Annotated in this window: 13 protein-coding genes; 4 read left to right on the top strand and 9 right to left on the bottom strand. The window is 63.9% G+C overall.

Annotated features, from left to right (window positions below; all coding sequences use genetic code 11):
- Positions 1-204: 204 nt before the first annotated feature.
- Positions 205-546, bottom strand: a complete 342-nt coding sequence (locus DC347_RS10540; RefSeq protein WP_109045360.1) for a hypothetical protein — start codon at positions 544-546, stop codon at positions 205-207.
- A complete protein-coding gene (locus DC347_RS10535; protein ID WP_109045359.1) occupies positions 543-1382 on the bottom strand; it encodes an alpha/beta fold hydrolase in 840 nt (279 codons plus the stop codon). The genes DC347_RS10540 and DC347_RS10535 overlap by 4 nt, the downstream gene beginning before the upstream one ends.
- An 88-nt stretch (positions 1383-1470) precedes the next feature.
- On the opposite strand from DC347_RS10535, the gene DC347_RS10530 reads away from it, so the two are divergent.
- From DC347_RS10530 to DC347_RS10520, 3 genes are all read left to right on the top strand, one after another.
- The gene (locus tag DC347_RS10530) at positions 1471-1956 is read left to right on the top strand and encodes a MarR family winged helix-turn-helix transcriptional regulator (RefSeq protein ID WP_240617751.1); all 486 of its coding nucleotides are present in this window, start codon (positions 1471-1473) and stop codon (positions 1954-1956) included.
- A 123-nt stretch (positions 1957-2079) separates the two neighbouring features.
- Entirely contained in the window at positions 2080-3372 is a 1293-nt protein-coding gene (locus tag DC347_RS10525) for a glycoside hydrolase family 26 protein (protein ID WP_109045357.1), read from the top strand.
- A gap of 71 nt (positions 3373-3443) precedes the next feature.
- Positions 3444-4625: a glycoside hydrolase family 26 protein gene (locus DC347_RS10520; RefSeq protein ID WP_109045356.1), complete on the top strand. Its 1182-nt coding sequence runs from the start codon at positions 3444-3446 to the stop codon at positions 4623-4625.
- 15 nt (positions 4626-4640) lie between these two features.
- On the opposite strand, the gene DC347_RS10515 is transcribed toward DC347_RS10520, so the two are convergent.
- The 7 genes from DC347_RS10515 to DC347_RS10485 form a co-directional block, all read right to left on the bottom strand.
- Positions 4641-5033, bottom strand: coding sequence for an Hpt domain-containing protein (locus DC347_RS10515; RefSeq protein WP_240617750.1), 393 nt, complete (start codon positions 5031-5033; stop codon positions 4641-4643).
- Complete coding sequence (locus tag DC347_RS10510) at positions 5030-7051, bottom strand: glycosyltransferase (protein WP_109045354.1); 2022 nt, start codon at positions 7049-7051, stop codon at positions 5030-5032. Before DC347_RS10510 ends, DC347_RS10515 begins: the two co-directional genes overlap by 4 nt.
- Positions 7051-8757, bottom strand: a complete 1707-nt coding sequence (locus DC347_RS10505; protein WP_109045353.1) for a glycosyltransferase family 39 protein — start codon at positions 8755-8757, stop codon at positions 7051-7053. Before DC347_RS10505 ends, DC347_RS10510 begins: the two co-directional genes overlap by 1 nt.
- Positions 8747-10762, bottom strand: a complete 2016-nt coding sequence (locus DC347_RS10500; RefSeq protein ID WP_109045352.1) for a hypothetical protein — start codon at positions 10760-10762, stop codon at positions 8747-8749. The genes DC347_RS10505 and DC347_RS10500 overlap by 11 nt, the downstream gene beginning before the upstream one ends.
- Before the next feature lie 542 nt (positions 10763-11304).
- Positions 11305-12729 carry a hypothetical protein gene (locus tag DC347_RS10495; RefSeq protein ID WP_133247080.1) on the bottom strand — a complete coding sequence of 475 codons (1425 nt, stop codon included), beginning with the start codon at positions 12727-12729 and terminating at the stop codon, positions 11305-11307.
- A gap of 79 nt (positions 12730-12808) precedes the next feature.
- Entirely contained in the window at positions 12809-13567 is a 759-nt protein-coding gene (locus DC347_RS10490) for an SGNH/GDSL hydrolase family protein (protein ID WP_109045350.1), read from the bottom strand.
- A 125-nt stretch (positions 13568-13692) separates the two neighbouring features.
- A complete protein-coding gene (locus tag DC347_RS10485) occupies positions 13693-14529 on the bottom strand; it encodes an MBL fold metallo-hydrolase (protein WP_109045349.1) in 837 nt (278 codons plus the stop codon).
- A 684-nt stretch (positions 14530-15213) separates the two neighbouring features.
- Between DC347_RS10485 and DC347_RS10480 the strand changes: the two genes are divergently transcribed.
- Positions 15214-16728: a polysaccharide biosynthesis tyrosine autokinase gene (locus DC347_RS10480; protein ID WP_109045348.1), complete on the top strand. Its 1515-nt coding sequence runs from the start codon at positions 15214-15216 to the stop codon at positions 16726-16728.
- Positions 16729-17610 lie beyond the last annotated feature (882 nt).

Raw genomic sequence — 17610 nt, 5'->3', positions numbered from 1 at the left:
GCATCTGGTAGAGGACTGCAAAGGGGATCAACAGGGTGCCGAGCAGTGCGCCAAGCGCCATTGCGTAGTCGGAAAAAGCCACAACAGTCTCCATTGGTGATAGTGAGCCCCCGCATAGACCCAACCAGATGAAACCCAAAGTGACAAATTGCGTCAAAAACTCAAGGTTTCCTCAAGATGATTTACGCAGCCATCCCACCGTACTTAAGACGAGCGGCAACTGGGCCAGGGCGTAAACAGCGTGGAACAGTAATGACTGAGTGTTTGTTCCGGCAGGAACGGGAGGAACGGCAAGGGAAGAACGCTGATCAGCCCCCCGCCAAAGAAATGCAGCAGCCCCCAGCCCAGCATGGCCAGGGTGGCCGCGTGCCGGATCGGCGTGAACCACCCTGCCACCAGAATGGCAGTAACGAGTAACGGGATGAAGGATTCGGGGCTGAGAAGGCTTTGTCCGGGCAGCTCGGCGAGATTATGGATGAACAGCCCCGACCAGCCGATTATTGCGGTCAGCGGCACCGCGGGTAACGCGGCCGTTGTAAGGCTCATGCCGCTGCTTGCCGGTTCAGGGTCTCCGACCAGAAGGCAAGGACGTGCTGGGTGACTTCGTGCGGTGCCAGCAGGAGCGGGGCCACGTGTCCGGCCCCGGTCACGCGTGCAAACCGCCCGTCCGGAACACTGCGTGCTGCGCGCTGCGCCTGCTCAGGGTCATTCATGGGATCGTCCCGGCCCACCAGCATCAGCGTGGGGGCCCGAAGCAGAGGCAGGACCGGACGGAGGTCAGGGCGCTCCAGCATCACTGACTGCATGGCCCAGTATTTGCCCTGTTTGTTGCCGCGGCGGAACGCATCGCGCACCGCTTCGGCAGCGGCCGGCGATGTCTTCGCCACATCATGCCCGGCCAGCGCCTCCACTATGGTCCCGCTGAACGGTCCCGGACCCAGAACCCGGTAAAGGTAGACCAGTAGCGAAGTCTGCAGGCGCTCCGCACGGGAGAACGGATAGGCGGGCGTGCCGATCGTGGTCAGTGTTCGGATGCGCGCGGGGAACGTGCGGGCAAAAACGATGCCTACGTGCCCGCCCCAGGCATTGCCCACCCAGTCCACAGGCGAAGACACGCCTGACGCATCCAGGACCTGGGCGGCTGCAGTGGCGCACTCCTCAAGGGAATAGCGCCTGCGGGGGCCGGGGCTGCCGCCGTGCCCCGGCCCGTCAACCAAAAACAGCTCACGATGCCGGCCCAGATCCTCCAAGACGCCATCGAAGGTTTGACTATCCACAAAGAGGCTGTGCCACAACAATGCAGGCGCACCGGCGCCGGTCCGGCGGACCATCAGGGGACCCAGCGTTGTATCAATCAGGGTTGGCGAAGTTTCCGAAGACATTACAGCCTCCAAACGGTCGTGTACTTCACACCAGGTAATCGGCCGAATTTACTTCGGATTCCGAACCTTCTGGGATAAAGTCTCCTCCATGCCCATGCCGTCGTCAAGTGATTCCGACCATCCGCGGAGACTCCCCGTAGGCCAGCTGCTCGTGCGCCTTCTGGCTGAGTTCCGGCGCGAGCTTCTGGAGGAAGCTGAATCCCATGGCTATGGCGACATCCGCCTGGCCCACCTCCAGATCACGGGCAATGTTGGCACCAAGGGAATCCGGCTGACAGCCCTGGCAGAGCGGGCCCAGCTCAGCCTTGCTGCCACGTCAGAACTGGTTAACGAGCTGCAGGCGCTGGGATACCTGGAACGCCGGCCCGACCCTTCCGATGCCCGGGCGAAACTCATCTTCCCGTCCCCCCGGGGACTGACGATGCTGCGGGAAGCATCGGCCAAGGTCCAGGCGTTGGAACAGCTTTGGGGTTCCTACGCGGGCAAGCAGCGCTTCGAAGCAGCCCTGCAGACCCTTCAAGACGTCTTGGACGCCACACGGGAATCGGGCAAGCAGGATCGGGGACCGGCCTAAAACGGTTCCGCCCGGAGGACGCCCAAGGCGGCCCCTCCTCAGCCCTCTCTATGCGGGCCCCGCGGACCGCCGAACGACATTTAGGATGGGAGACAAAACCGCAGGCCACCAGGGGGTTCCGCTTTGCCTGAAGAGCAGTCCACGGACAATTCCGTGACCCGCCGCGAGGCCATGGCGGACAGGTTCAAGTCCTGGGCCCTCCCTGTGGCTGCCGCGGTGCTGGCCGTGGGATTCGGGGTGGCCAGCATCTCCAACGGGCTGGCTGACCGGAACCGGGACACCCCCGCGACGGACCACAGCACGGCGGGGCAAGCCTCCACGGACCCAAGCCTGCCCGTCTGTGAGGTGGCGGACCGCGGCAGCCTGGTGCCGTCGTCGGGAGCGCTGTTTGGGGTGAACCTGGACCTGGCAGCCAAACCGCTGGCCAAATACGCCACGGACCTGGGGCACAAGCCTGCCGTGAGCGTTTCCTTCGTGGACTTCCCCTACACGGACCAGGACCGTACCAACCTGCAGCAGGCCGCGGCCCAGATCCGCAACGACGGGCAGATGATGCTGCTGACCCTCGAACCCAAGACCGGCCTGTCCGCCGTCACCCCCGACGCCATCGCCGGCCTGGTCAAGGACCTGGCGAACATCAACGGCCAGGGCGTGCCGGTAATCGTCCGATTTGGCCACGAGATGAACGGCTTCTGGTTCCCGTGGTCGCAGCAGCCGATTGAGTACCGGGCGGCCTTCACCAGGGTGGCTGACGCTGTCCATGCCGGCGCGCCGGGCTCGGCCATGATGTGGGCGCCGTCCTACGCCGGCGGCTACGCCTACCCCGGCCGCCTCAATGACGCCCAGCCCGGGACGCCGGACTTCGCGGCCCTGGACACGAACCACGACGGCGTCCTCACCATCGCGGATGACCCTTACGCCCCGTATTATCCCGGGGACGCCGCGGTGGACTGGGTGGGCCTGTCCCTTTTCCACTGGGGTGCCACGTACCCGTGGGGTGCGAACGCGGTGCCGGAGGCCAACAAGTTCGCAGACCAGCTCACCGGCAATTACAACGGCACCAACGGGGATGAGCGGTCCCTGCCGGACTTTTACGGCGAGTACGCGGTGAACCACAACAAGCCGCTGGCCATCCCGGGAACGGCTGCCCTGTACAACCCGGCCGCCGGCGGTCCGGCCGAGGCCGACATCAAGCGCGCCTGGTGGAGGCAGGTGTTCAGCGCCCAGACCCACGCCCGGTTCCCGCAGTTGAAGATGATCAATTGGTTCGAATGGGACAAGGACGAGGCCGAAGTGAACGGCCGGATCGACTGGACGGTCACCACTACCCCGGCCATCCGGGACGCCTTCACCGCGGCGCTGCCGGACTGGCTCAAGTACGGGTCCGGGACTACCTGCCGTCCGGCCGGGTCGTAGCCGTGGGAAAATCTCCTGCCGGGGACGATGATTCCAGGAAAGAGAACAGGGCAGAACTGCGCCGGGCGTTCGTGCTGCCCGTTCTGATCGGGCTGGTGGCTTTGGGCGTTGCCGGATGGAACTTCGCCAATGACCTCTCCCAGCGGCAGTCGCAGTCATCCCCGGCGGCGTCCACGTGCGAGGTGGAGCCCCGCGCGTCGCTTGCCCCGGCTGACGGCGCCCTGTTTGGCGTGAACCTGGACTTCCACTCCAAGCCGCTGGCCACGTTCGCCGCGGACCTGGGCCATAAGCCGGCAGTCAGCGTGTCCTTCACCGGCTTCCCGCTGACAGCCAAGGATGAGGATGACCTTGCCAAGGCCGTGGACCAAATCCGCGCCGACGGCCACATGATGCTCCTGACCCTGGAGCCCGCCGACGGGTTGTCCACCATTACCAATGCCACCGCCACAGCCCTGGCAAAGGACCTGGACCGGTTCAACAGGAACGGCGTCCCGGTGATTGTCCGGTTCGCCCACGAAATGAACGGCTCCTGGTACGCCTGGTCGCAGCAGCCGCTGGAGTACGTGGCCGCCTTTAGGACCCTCGCCACTGCGGTGCACACCACCGCGCCGGGGTCCGCCATGATGTGGGCGCCGAACTATGGCGGCGGCTACCCTTTTGCCGGCGGCAAATATGAGGCCAAGCCGGGCACCGCGGATTTCGCCGCCCTGGACACCAACCACGACGGCGTGATCACCATGGCGGACGACGCCTACGCCCCGTACTACCCGGGTGACGACGCGGTGGACTGGGTGGGGATGTCCCTGTACCACTGGGGCGCGACGTACCCGTGGGGCGAGAACGAAATCCCGGAGGCCAAGAAGTTCGCGGACCAGCTGACCGGCAACTACAACGGCGCCAACGGCGATGACAGCCTGCTGCCTGATTTCTACGGCGTGTACGGCAAGGACCACAACAAGCCCGTTGCCATCCCGGAAACCGCGGCCCTGTACAACCCTGCCGTGGGTGGTGCTTCCGAGGCGGAGATCAAGCGTGCCTGGTGGGAGCAGGTGTTCGGCGCCCAAACCCACGCGCAGTTCCCCAACCTGAAGATGATCAACTGGTTCGAGTGGGACAAGAACGAGGCCGAAGTCAATGGCCGGATCGACTGGACCATCACCAACACCCCCGCCATCCGGGACGCCTTCACCGCGGCCCTGCCGGAGTGGCTGCAGTACGGGTCCGGGACCACCTGCCGCCCAGCGGGGTCCTAAGTCAAGGCACCCAAACTAGGGGTGCAGCAGGCCGTTGACGACGGCGCCTCCGGCTTTCCGGACGGCGGCGACGGCGGGTGCCAGGACCTCGAGCAGGGGTTCCGCGGCTGCCCAGTCGCCCCGGCACATCAGCGCCTCCATGGTTTCGGCGAGCGCCGCCAGTTGCAGGGCGCCCACCATGGTGGAGGTGACTTTGAGGCTGAGCGCCCGGTCCATGGCGGTGTCCCAGTCGCCACCGCGGACGGCGTGGCACACCGACGCCAGCCGGTCCGGCAGCATCTCCAGGTAGGTGCCCAGGAACGCGTGCGCGCCGGCGGGGCTGTCCAGCTCCTCCCCCAGGTCCCTGACGTGCCGGGGGTCCAGCACCGGAAGGGTCAGCGGGTCCAGCACGGAAAGGTGCGCGCTCACGCGGACCACCGCCCGTCGTCGTGGTATTCCTCGTCCAGGCCGTGCGGGGTCTTCTCCCACTTGTGCGGGCTGGAGAGCATCTGCCAGGCCGCCCGCCACGCGGCCACGGCGTGCAGCACCCAGTACGCCGGGTTGAGCAGCGCGAAGATGGCGATCCGCCAGCCGTGCCGCCGCCAGGTGGCGATGCCGGACACCAGGATCATCATGGCGTTGCCGAACAGCATGGACACCACCCCGCCCAGCAGCAGCCACTCGGGCAGCACCAGGCCCACGAAGTTGTAGCCCACATAGGTGACGATGGTGAAGCCGAGCACCAGCGGGTAGGCCAGGAACGCCAGCGGGGTGCCCAGGATCAGGCCCAGGAAGCCGACGGCACCGGCCACCCCGGTGCGCTTGACGTACCGGACGGTGTTGCGGGTGTTCACGGCCGCGGTGACCATGTAGCCCTTGATCCAACGGGTGCGCTGCTTGATCCAGGCCGGCACCTGCGAGCAGGCTTCCTCCCAGGTGGTGGAGTTGATGACGCCCACCCGGTAGCCTTCGACGGCGGCGCGGAGCCCCAGGTCCGCGTCCTCGGTGACGTTCCACGGGTCCCAGGCGCCCACGAGCCGCAGCAGCCGGGTGTCGAAGTGGTTGGAGGTGCCGCCCAGCGGCAGCGGGATGCCGGAGCGGTCCAGGCCGGGGAGCATGGAGTCGAACCAGTGCGTGTATTCGATGGCGAAGAGCCGGGTGAGCACGTTCTGGTCCGCGTTGAAGTAGTTCAGGGCGGCCTGCACGCAGATTAGCGGCCGCCGGTCCGGGGCCAGGTAGCGGCGTTCGAAGGCGTCCTGCCGGAACGCGTCAATGGCCGCGCGGAGCTGTCCCGGATCGGGCCGGTCCTCGGCGTCGTAAATCACCACGTACTCGCCGCGCGCGAAGGTGAGGCCGTAGTTGCAGGCCCGCGGCTTGGTCTGCGGCTCGCCGCGGGGCACCACCAGGATCCGCACGTATTCGGGCGGCCGGGAGCGCTTGGCGGCCTCGATGGTTTCGGTGTCGTCCTCTTCCAGCAGCACCAGCACGTCCAGCTTGGAGCGCGGATAGTCCAGCTGCCCCAGGTTAGCCAGCAGCTTGTTGATGATGTTGGCCTCGCGGAACACCGGGATCAGGATGGTGTAGACGGGCAGTTCGCCGTCCGGGATCCGCCCGGCCAGCCCGGACGCGTCGCCCAAAGCCCCGGTGCCCACGCCGCGCCGTTCCAGTTCCCGGGCTTGTGCCTTGGCGGCGGCCCTGTCATGCAGCGCGTCGAACGGCTGGCGGAGGCTGGCCAGGGTCTTGAAGCCGATGCTCACCAGGAACACCACGTTCACGGCGGTGAGCAGCACGATCACGGTCAGCTGCGCATCGAGGAGCAGGCCGCCCAGCAGGCAGCTGAGCAGGACGGCGGGCAGGAGCCGCTGCCACAGGTTCAGGGCGGTGCGGGCGGAGCCGTCCGGTTGTTCCTCGGCCAGGCGTTCGGCGGATTCGTAGAGCAGGTGGTTGCGGAAGGCACGCTGGATGGAGTGGTTGATGTCCCAGTCGGTGGTGGTGCGGAACACCACCTGTTCGGCCCCGGGGATGCGGAGCGCGGCGCGGCGGATCTCATCGCTGGGTTTGACGGCGGTGGCCACGGTGAGGACGCCGTCCTCCAGGTGCCAGGGCAGCCAGCCGGGCTCGGACACCTCGGTGAAGCTCAGCTGCTCCAGCAGGGCGTCGTCCGAGGGGTGGTGCACCAGGTCCACCAGGGGCGCGTCCCATTGCTCGGCCAGCACCTGGTAGACGTGCCGCCGGTTCAGCCCGGTTTCCAGGATGATGTGCCGGCCCAGCAGGCCGCCTTCGGTGTTGGCGCGCTCCAGGGCGCGGTCCAGCTGCTCCGGGGTGATCAGCCCTGCCATGAGCAGCGACTGGCCCAGCGCCACGGACTGCACGCCCACGCCGTCGTCGTAGGAACCGGCGGGACCGCCGGCGCGCGCGGTGGAGAGGACCGGGGCCTGCTCTGCCATCAGTTGACGGTCCTTTCGTAGATCCGGTGCGTGGGGCTGGAGAACACCACGGCGTAGCGGGCGTTGAACGTGGGGCTGGCGCTGATGGCCTGGTGCACCAGGTCCGTGAATCCGGAGTCCAGGGGCGAGTCCTCGCCTTCGACGTTCACCAGCACCCATTTGGCGTACTTGGCCGGGTCTTGCAGGGCGGGGCCAAAATGGTCGCCGGCGGCCCGGTTGTAGATGTTGGCGAGCGGGATGCCCATCATGGGGAGCACGGCGTTCCCGCGGGCGCTTTCGTCCAGGAGGATCCCGCCGCCGTCGTAATGCTGTTTCAGCCAGCGGGCCGCGGCGAAGGAGTAGGTGTTGGAATCGTGGGACATGCGGCCCTCGGCCAGGATGGCCATCCTGCCGGCGGGGTCCTGCAGCCACCACGCGTTTTGCCCGGCCAGGGCGAGCAGGAGGAAGGCCACCACCCAGGAACGGGTCCGACGGCGGCGGGTCACCTGGTGCACGAACGCCGCCACCAGCACCGCGGCCAGGGGCAGCGCGGTCAGGGCGAAGCGGTTGTTCCACCAGGTACTGGGGAGCGAATGGTCGTTGTTGATGGCGGTCTGGCCCAGGTAAAGGCTGACCAGGGCGAAGGCGTAGGCGCTGCCCGTGACGGCCACCAGCAGGGTGCTGGTGGCCAGCCCGCGCCGGTACACCACCACCAGGGCGCCGCAGGCCGCGGCGGCGAGCACCACCACGCCCAGGGTTTCGAGCAGGGACCAGTGGAACGTCCAGAGGGTCAGGCCCAGGTTGCCCTTGGTGGGGAGCAGGCCGCCGTCGGTGATGTTCTTCTGCTGGGCGTAGGCGGAGTACTGGCCGAACATGAATTCCAGCGGGTTGCCGTAGATGGCCCAGTTGTAGGAGAGCCACCAGAGGACTGCGGCGGCGGGGACCATGGCGTAGGCGGCGGCCATCTTGGTGGCCTCGCGCCACTGGCGGGAGCGGCGGAGCTCGGTGACCAGGACGAACAAGGTGCCGGTGAGTACCAGCGCCCAGCCTTCGTAGCGGGAGAGCACGGCGGCGCCGGACGGGATGCCGGCGAATACGGCCAGCTCGCCGGCGCTCATGCGGCGGCGGCTGGTGGCCCAGTGCGCCAGGCCTGCCATGCCGGCCACCAGGCACATGAGCAGGACGGGTTCGGTGAGGGCGGTGGTGTAGGTGTAGAGGATGGCGGGGTTGGCCAGGAGGACCAGGACGGCGGCCAGCCGGCCGGTGCGTCCGTAGCCCAGGCGGGCGCAGATCCGGTAGAGCCCGGAGGCGGTGGCGGCCAGGGCGATGATGCCCAGCACGCAGGCGCCCCAGCCGCTGCTGAACATCCAGAGGTTGATGATGAACGGCATGAGCAGCAGGTGCGGCATGGGCAGCCACACGGTGCCGAGCTGTTCGAACCCGGGGGCTTTGCTGTCAAACACGCGCCGGGCGATGGTGAGGTGGCTTTGGGCGTCCGAGTAGTCCAGGTTGCTGCCTTGCCCGGTGGTGTAGAGGCAGGCGAGGAGGCCGACGGCGGCCGCCACCACGGCGATGGCGGCCGTCCCGGGGACGCGGCGCCCGGCTGCCGGGGCGCCCAGGGCGGTCCAGGTGCGGCGCAGCCATGGTGCCCGCTCCCCCGCCGGCGCGGCCGGTCCGGCCGGCGCGTCCGTCAGGGGTGCGGGGGCCGCCTGCAGGTCACTGGCCATGGGCGGTGTCCGCGGCGGCCTGTTCCAGGGCGTCGGCGTGGGCGCGGGCGGCGCGGCGGTGGCGACGCCGGAGCAGCACCCGGGTGCCCGCGGCCAGGATCAGCGCGGCGGCTGCGGCGGCGAGCCATAGGGCCAGCGGCCGGAAGCCGTCGGTGACTTCGGCCTGGGGGGTGATGGCGTTGGTTTCCAGCAGCACGGGGTTGCCGGTGGTCTGGGTGACCAGGAGGTTGCGGGACAGGGAGCTCCAGCCGCCGGGCTGCTGCTGGATGTAGGTGGCCAGGCTGGCCTGCAACGTTCCTGGGGTGGCGGTTGCCGCGGACGTGGCGTCGGCAGTGTCCGGGGCCCAGCCGCCCAGGAGCAGGAGGTTGCGGCCGTTGTGTTCGTAGGCTTCCAGGGCGCCGTAGGGGGCGGTGGTGCCTACGCCGTATTCGATGTCCTTGCTGGACACGGTGCGGAACCCGGCGAGCCGGAGCGGGGCGCCTGCCTGTTCGGCGGTGGCGGGGGTGGCGCCCACCAGGAGGCCGGAGTCGCTGGAGTCCAGCAGGGCGGCGGGGGTGGTGAGGCGGACGTCCAGGAGGGCGTCGTTGTCGCGTTGGAGGGAGAACGCCAGCGTGGCGGCGTTGATGGTGTTTTCCTGGGCGGTAGCGCCGGCGTCGAACGCGATGGGGAGGGTGGTGCCCAGGACCTGGGGGAAACGGGCGAAGCCGGGCTTGATGGAATGGCCGCGCTGGGCGGTGAGTTTGCTGCCGGTGGTGTCCACGGTGAGTTCCATGGGGAGCAGGCCTGCGGGGCCGGAGCAGTCGCCGCCGGCGGGCAGGGCGGTGAGGCGCAGGCGGAGTCCGTTGCGGGACTGGATGTGGCCGGCGGGGACGTCCGCGGTGATGTCGAAGGTGTCGCCGTTGAGGGTTTGGGAGCTGAGCAGGTAGTCGTTCCAGTAGACGGAGAGTGCGGCCTGCCCGCCGGTGGGGATGGCGGTGTGGGTGCCGCGGAGCTGGAGGCTGATGGCGGAGACGGGGCCGCCGAACTGGGACTGGTTGACGCCCAGGTAGGTTTCCTGGGTTCCGTAGCCGGCCAGCCGGATGGCCTGGGCGCCCAGGTCCGTGAAGGTTTGTTCGGGTCCGGCGGCGGCGGGGACGGTGGCGGTCATGCCGGTGACGGTGGCGCCGTCCGCCAGGGCGGATTTGGTGTCTGCCAGGGCGCGGGCGGCGGTGCGGAGGCCCTCGCCGGTGCCGGTGATGGTGAGGTTGGGGCGGCCGGCCTGGGTGCCGAGCGTGGTGCTGGGGTCGCCGTCCGTGCTGCTGATGGTGATGATGCGGGAGCCGGCGGGGAGGGCGGCGGCCTGGGCGTCCATGTCCTGCGGCGGCACGAGCTTGAGCGCGGCGTCCGGGTAGCGGTGGGCCATGGCGGCGGAGGCGGCGAGGATGGCGGCGGAGACGTCCGTGGCGAGTTCGGCCGGGACGGGGATGAGGATGGCCGGCACGGAGGGGGCCAGGAATTCGGCCACGGTGGTGGGCGCGGTTTCGGTGCCCTGGGTGGTGAGGCTGAGGCTGCTGAGGGTGGCGGTGGACTGGGTGGCGGTGCAGACGTCCCGGACGGCGGGGGTGTATTCGAGGGCCAGAACCAGCTGGCGGTCGGTGAGGTCTGCCGCACTGACGGGGGCGTCCAGGGCGATGGTCCCCTTGGCCGGTGCTTCGAGGAGTGTGCGGCCCTGGGCACTGACGCGGATGGTGCCGGTGGTGGGCTGGCCGGTGACGGCGATGCTGCCGGTGATGCGGGCGGGTTGAAGGCCGGGGGCCACCGGGACGGCGAGCTGTTGGCCTGACTGGCCGGGCATGGCCGAGACGGAGCCCAGGCTGGCTGGGGCTGTGGCCGGGTTGGTGTGGGACGCGGCAGCGCTGTCCGCAGGTACTGCGGCGGGTGCGGCATTGGCTGCGGGCTGGAATTGGACGGCGGCAAGCAGGGCGCAGGTGAGAACAACGCTCCCTGCCCGGAGACGTGAGAGCATGCCTCCACCTTGGCGGGGCGAACTCAATTTACCCTGCGGCGCACCCTCAAGGTTGACTCAAGAATGGGTGTTCGTGCAGGTCAGGGATGATTTTTGGCTCTTTGTGCGGTGGCAGGTCTAGGCGAAGAATCCGGTTCTGCTAACGGATGCCGACGCTGACGGCGTGCCAAATCGTTAGTTCGCCTTCGCCGGCTTACCGGCTACGCGCACGCATTGGTTGACGTCTCTGCTGTTCCGGGCAAAATGATGCAGATCACCCATACAGCCAGCGCCTCCCTCCGCGCCATGAAGCGAGGCTTCCCCGGCTTCGCTGTGGGGCGACAAGGGATTATGGGCATGATGACCATCAACGGCGGCGTCTGGACACAGGTCAAAGCAACGTTCACCGGCAATGCAGGAACCGCTCAGGCCGCCGTCATCACTACGGCCGTAACTAGTGGGTCTATCAGGAGTACATTGTCCCGGCTGGAACCACGGCAATCCTCATCGATCTCATGGCTAGAGCCCGACTGACGTTGTCTCCGGGAGGCAGGCAACGCCAATCAATCTGACAGCGCGGAGGCTTTCAAAGCTTTCTCCGCAGCCGGATGCTGGTAGTGCGATGGCAGCTGCCCCGTCTTCGCTTTCGGCGGCGCTTTCTTCATTGGGGGCGCGGCCGGGTCGATGGCAGCGGCTGCCGCAATGATCACCAACGCAAATGCCCAGGACGAGTCAAGAGACGGCTGCGACATGAGCAGGGTAAGGAATACGACTGTAACTATCGGTATGAGCACCCGGCGGTTCTTGTGTCGGAGAATTGGCGCCGTCGTTGCCAGACCCATCGCAACGGAGAACGGGAGCCCGTACGCGGCCACTGCCGCAACGAGGTTCACGGCTCCCACTTTGTCGGCTGCGAGGCCACCCGAGAACGGGTCGTGCTGGAAGGCCCAGACGCCCATGTTTGTTGCTGCCGTTCGCTCTGAGAGTGAAATCCCGTTCTGAGCACCCTTGGCGTCAAAACCAAGGATCGGTGCGTTGAAGGCGGCCCAGATAGCGAAAACGACAAAGCCAACTCCGAATGCCAGCCGGAGGACTGCGCCGATGTCGGACTTGGACTTGCGGCTGAAGGTGAACCTGAGCGCGAGGCAAACAACTAGGATGCCGAATCCGGCAGTAGAAAGCGTACCTAGTAGCCCGACGAGTACGACGAGCTTAAAGAACTTGCGGTGCCATCCGGCCAGTGGCATGAGGAAGAACGCCACGGCCGAATACATGGCCATCCACCCTGGTTCACGAGCAAAGCCTACGAACCGGGGAAGAATCATCCCAAGAACAGGCTGTGAAGCAACGGTGGTGGTGAAGGGGAAATACACGGGTTGCGGCGCCGGCCAGTTACCAATAAACATGTGTCCGACAACTCCAGACCCGACACCAAACGCGGCCCAGAAAGCAGCAGTGACCACGTACGAGGACGACACGAGCAACACCGCAAAAATGAAGCCCTTTATGAGGTAGTCGCGACGCTTCTTCTCACCCACCACAAAGACAACTGACACAAGGCAGGCGGCGGCAGCCACCAGGCCGTTGACCGTTTGGCTGGTGCTATCGAGGCCTTGACTGGATACACGTAGAAGCAGCCAAATATATGCGGCCGATACCCAAAGCAGCGGGCTGCGAACGCCACGGAATTCTCGTCGATCAAAAAGAAAACCGCCTTTATCCTGGACCAGTGCAATTCCCGCAGCAAGGCCGAAGAAGCCGATACTTACCATCGAGTACTGCTCGCCCCAGATGTTAGGTCGGGCCAGCACCATACCCACCAGCACCAGCAAAGGTGCCGCCATCGTCGGCTTGTAAATGAACACAAACGTCATCACGATGACGGCAACTGCTGCGAGGATTCCAAGCATTCCACCCAGAACTGCCATCGCCGTAATGACGCTTGTTAGCAGAGCAAGTCCAAGCAGCTGAAACCCCCCAGAAGTCATGAGAAAGATTCTACCGGCCCTTGGCCGGGAACCTGTTGGCGTGCTCAATGAGGTCAGTCTCAGAGGCCATCGAGACTGCCTAGCCCCTCGCCAGCCCTGCTTCACGCAGACGATCCAGCATGAGCCCGAAGATCAGTTCGTGCCCTCGATCATTCGGATGTGAACCGTCCTGAGCCACCAGCTCAGGCTTGCCTTGGAGTGGTTGGCCGAGGTCAAAGTAAGCGCCGCCGACTGAAGTTACCGATTCTTGGATTGTTGCTGATATTCCATCGAGCCCCGGCGGCAGCGTCGTTGCGTCCCACAGGGCGTTGGTGGCAATGATCTTTGCTTCCGGGAATGTCGTCCGCAGCGTCGTGAAGAACTCATTTATGGCGATGGCCTCACTGGCAGCCGAAAGCCTAATGTCATTTCGGCCACCACTGACGATGATGAGATCCGGATGCACTGCCTTAGCAGCCTCAATCATTTCGCGGAAGTTCGGGCACCTATCGAGTCGGCACGACTCTTGGGCGGCAACTGCACGCTCAACGGACGAGACAAACCCCGTCCCGCCGCGGGCAAGGCTAGTCATGTTCCAAGTCTGGTTACGCTTTAGCCGCCCAGCCCAGCCGATCTGGGTGTCTGACGCCCCGGAGCCATGCGCGATCGAGTCCCCAAAAACCACCGCGTTGATGATTTGGAATGTCGGTTGTGGGGGTGGCGTGTAGTTCGCCACAGATTCCGAAACGGATGGCGGGGTCATCGGGCGAAGTAGCGCCACACCTGCCGCAGCGATGGCGATAACCGCCAGAAATACGACTCCAGCGAGCTTCCAGCGTATTGATCCCCCAGATTCCATGCACTAATGATATGCGGCCAATAAGACCGGTTCTGTCCGACTGTTTTGGACCCCAGTGGCTACAACCAACGCTTATAAGGCTTGCGCCCAAACGACGATCTTTCGATGAGACGATTGTCGCTGGATTACACGCTTCTCGGCTCTCGGCTAGATTCCCAGCGCGTTTCCTGTAGACGCTTGATGAACCACCTGGACTGCTCAGGTCCGTAGGGCAGAACAGGAATAGCCTTGGTGGCGTCATTGGGGGTGTCGCGGATGGACTGCCGGGCCTGGCGTACGGCCGTCGTCATGGTGTTGGCCATTGTTTTGACGAATTGGTCACTGCAGGGCCTTCCGTGGCCCGGGATCAGGAATTCGTAGCGGTGCCGGAGGGCGGAGATGTGGCGGAGCGCATCGGCCCATTCCTCGGGGTAAGAATCTTCGAAGGAAGGGTGGGCGCCTTGTTCCACCAGGTCGCCCACAAAGAGTGTGCTGGGGGTGCCTACCAGAAGATCCCCATCGGTGTGGCCACGCCCAAGGTAAAACAGGGTTGCTGTCAAGCCGCCGAGATCTACCAAGACGGGCTGGTCTTTGACGATGGCGTTAGGGACCACGAGCTGGACGTTCTCGCCCTCACCTGCCGCCATCTCAGGCTCCAAGGTTCCAACGTGCCGGCGCTGCAGGTCACCGCGCTGGTCGATCTCCGTGGCGCAGTTCTGATGCGCCCAGAATTCTGTCACCTCGGCTTCCGCGAAGATGGCGTTGCCGAAGAAGTGATCATAGTGGGCATGCGTATTGACCACCACAAGGGGGAGGCCGGTCTTTTCCCTGACAGCGTCCAAGATCTCGCGTCCTTGGCGGGGTCCGCATCCGGTGTCGATGACCATGGCTCGTTCGGAGCCGACGATCAGGCCCGTATTCAGCAGAGATCCTTCAGTGACCAGTACATAGTTGTCCGTGCCGACATCAAGCCATTCCGACATTGTTAATCCGTACCTCCCGCAATGCAGTGTGCGTTCGTCTTGGTGACCGATTGTACCCATCTCCTCACCCAGTTCCTGTGAACGAGAGCTAGCCATGCCAGCTTCTCCCCGCCATAAACACATGAACAGAGACTGTCTAACCATGCGTTTACAAATCGCAAAGACTCTCATTCAACGACTTGGCATGCCCCCTACACACCGCGTCGCCACCAGATGAATGCCATCAAGATAGTCACCGCACAACCTGCAGCACGAGCTCTAAGCGGTGCGGATTCCTGGTCAAGGCGAGCCCGGCAACGAACAGCGCAGCTACCAAACATGCGGACTAGTAGACCGATCCCCAAATTCACAGTGTTGACAAGTCCCGCCGATTCCCCAACTGACAACACCCTCACAATCCGTTCTATCCGGGATGGCCTAAGGGGTCTTTAGTTGGGACAGGTACCACACTCACCGGCAGCTGCCAGAATCTATTGTCAGGAGTTGTTAGGCCCAAACGTGGCCTGCCGTGGGGTCTCGTTTGACGTCAGGATCTCTCCTGCGCAGGTACCGCTGACGTAAGCGGTAACGGCGGAGTCAGGCAGCGAACGGCAGCAGGTATGATTACATCACCGCACTGATAATGCCGTACTGGTGGCTGGCCGGACGGCAGGTCTCCAAAAAAATGAACTAGGGGGCCACCAATTGGATATACGTGACTACTGGCGTATCTTTCGGCGCAATTGGTTGACAATCGCGGCTACAACCTTCTTGGGCTTGCTCGTGGGCGGCGGCCTATCGATGCTGATCAAACCGACATACACAGCTGAGACGCAACTTTTTGTTGCCATCCAGAATTCGGGCTCAGCTCAGGAGCTTCAGCAAGGCAACACATTTAGCCAAGCTAGAGTCCAGTCGTACGTGAAGACAGTTGAGACCCCTGTTGTACTCCAACCTGTGATCGACTCTCTGGGGCTTGAGGTCAGGCCCGAAGCACTAGCTGAGAAGGTCAAAGCAACAGCCGATCTGAATACTGTCTTGATCACAATCGCGGTTAGTGACGTCTCTCCCGTCAGAGCGTCGGCCATAGCGCAATCCGTCGCGGACAGCCTTATAAAAGCTGTGGACACGCTTGAGCGTCCAAAGTCGGGTGGAGCCTCCCCTATTAGCCTTTCGGTCATCACTCCAGCCTCCGTCCCGATTGCGCCGTCGGCCCCGAACACCAAACTAAATCTGTTGTTGGGCCTCGCGCTCGGTCTGGTAGCAGGATGCGTTGCAGCGTTCGTTAGGTCTAGCCTCGACAACCGAATTCGGGGAGAAGCCGAACTAAGGAAAATTACTGAACTACCGTTGCTTGGAGGAATTGCGTTTGACCCTGTGGCGGCCAAAGAACCCCTGCTGGCCCAACGCCACGCCCACTCTCCGCGGGCTGAGTCTTTCCGACAGCTTCGGACCAACTTGCACTTCGCTAACGCTTCAGGGAAGGCAACTTCCGTTCTAGTAACGTCGTCTCTCCCCGGTGAGGGAAAGAGCACCACGGCAACTAACCTGGCCATTACGCTGGCGCAGGCTGGGCAAGCAGTTTGTTTGGTCGATGCAGATCTTCGCAGGCCAATGGTCAACGAGTATCTTGGTCTTGATCGAAACGCCGGGTTAACCACAGCTCTGATCGGACAAGCTGAAGTTGTTGACCTTTTGCAGCCTTGGGGAGAAGATAACCTCTTCGTCCTTACCTCAGGCAGGATCCCGCCTAATCCCAGCGAGCTTTTAGGTTCGGAAGTAATGAAGAACCTCGTTGGTGAACTCGAGCAGTCGTTTGACGTAGTTGTAATCGATGCCCCGCCACTGCTACCCGTAACTGATGCCGCGGTTCTCTCACAAAGTGTTGGTGGAGTTGTACTTGTGGTCGGCTCACAGCGAACCAAAACGCAGGACGTTCAGAAATCTCTCGGATCGTTGGAGCTGGTTGGCGCCCGCATTCTTGGGGTTGTACTAAATCGTTTGCCGGCTAAGGGTCCCGATGCATACGCATACGGTTACTACACCAACGATGAAAGCAATCGCGTCAGTTCGACAAGCGAATTCTTGGATAGAAACTCAGATATGAGCACTAAGGGAAACGCTCAAGGTCGAAGAGTTCAAACGGATTATGACTCCGCTCTCTACGATTACGAAGAAGCGCCGGCAACGCGCTTTCCCAGAAACGATCTGAGCCGCTAATGGGCACAGTTTCGCGACTACTCCTGGCCGAACCGCGAGTTTCCGGGCATCGCTTGGCATATGTCCGACTGTTATTGATAGAAGCACTGAGCAGAGGAGTTGAAGTCCATATAGGGCTCCCGTCAGGCGCGTCCGAATCAGCTGAGTACAACATCCACCTAAATGACCTGTCAGACAACTTTAGGCTCAGCACTATCGAAGGCTTCGGACTCCGTGAACTCGAACGGCTTAGTTCAGAACTTAATGTCTCTCGCACGATCGTTACTGACGCAGACGTGCTGGCAAGGCAGGTTGCCAGCACCGGCAGTTGGCGGGGTGCAGGGACTCTTTCGATCCTTATCATGAGGGAAAAAGCGCAAGGACGCGCGTCGAGTCCTATCACATGGTTGAAGACAGCCGCCAAGCGCACCTTGATGTTCCGAGCATCGTCGGTTCGAAATGTAGAGGTGTCTGTCCTCAAATCAGCCACTTGGGAGGGAAGGTCGCTATTCCGCGTAGCGAAGGACCCAGTTGAGCTGGAATGTACACACCAAGACGTGGCGGGTGTCCGCAGTGAATGGGGACTATCCTCGGGCACTTACTGGTTTGCTGTACTTGGTGCGGTAACTGTGCGGAAGAATGTTCCGTTGGTGGTCGAAAGTCTTATCGCCCTTTCCAAAACTGACTACGCAGCTGGATCTCTTGGGCTTCTGATCGCTGGAAGCGTTGACGGAGACTTGAAGTCAGACTTGCTGACCTTCCGATCTGAATGTGAAGCTGCAGGCATTGAGTTCGTAGTGATCGACAGGACACTCAGTAACACTGAACTTGACGCCGCCGTGGCCGCGAGCAACTGTCTAGTGTTAGCTCACTCTAACGAAGGCCCTAGCGGGCTTCTTGGCA

This window comes from Pseudarthrobacter sp. AG30 (assembly GCF_003116525.1).
GTDB lineage: Bacteria > Actinomycetota > Actinomycetes > Actinomycetales > Micrococcaceae > Arthrobacter.
Note: the sequence above shows the minus strand (reverse complement) of the source record. Positions and strands in the feature narration are given on the sequence as shown.

Coding starts and splice junctions, on each gene's coding strand:
- DC347_RS10540 (WP_109045360.1), bottom strand. CDS start 546: ATGAGCCTTACAACGGCCGCGTTACCCGCGGTGCCGCTGACCGCAATA.
- DC347_RS10535 (WP_109045359.1), bottom strand. CDS start 1,382: ATGTCTTCGGAAACTTCGCCAACCCTGATTGATACAACGCTGGGTCCC.
- DC347_RS10530 (WP_240617751.1), top strand. CDS start 1,471: ATGCCCATGCCGTCGTCAAGTGATTCCGACCATCCGCGGAGACTCCCC.
- DC347_RS10510 (WP_109045354.1), bottom strand. CDS start 7,051: ATGGCAGAGCAGGCCCCGGTCCTCTCCACCGCGCGCGCCGGCGGTCCC.
- DC347_RS10505 (WP_109045353.1), bottom strand. CDS start 8,757: ATGGCCAGTGACCTGCAGGCGGCCCCCGCACCCCTGACGGACGCGCCG.
- DC347_RS10500 (WP_109045352.1), bottom strand. CDS start 10,762: ATGCTCTCACGTCTCCGGGCAGGGAGCGTTGTTCTCACCTGCGCCCTG.
- DC347_RS10495 (WP_133247080.1), bottom strand. CDS start 12,729: ATGACTTCTGGGGGGTTTCAGCTGCTTGGACTTGCTCTGCTAACAAGC.
- DC347_RS10490 (WP_109045350.1), bottom strand. CDS start 13,567: ATGGAATCTGGGGGATCAATACGCTGGAAGCTCGCTGGAGTCGTATTT.
- DC347_RS10485 (WP_109045349.1), bottom strand. CDS start 14,529: ATGTCGGAATGGCTTGATGTCGGCACGGACAACTATGTACTGGTCACT.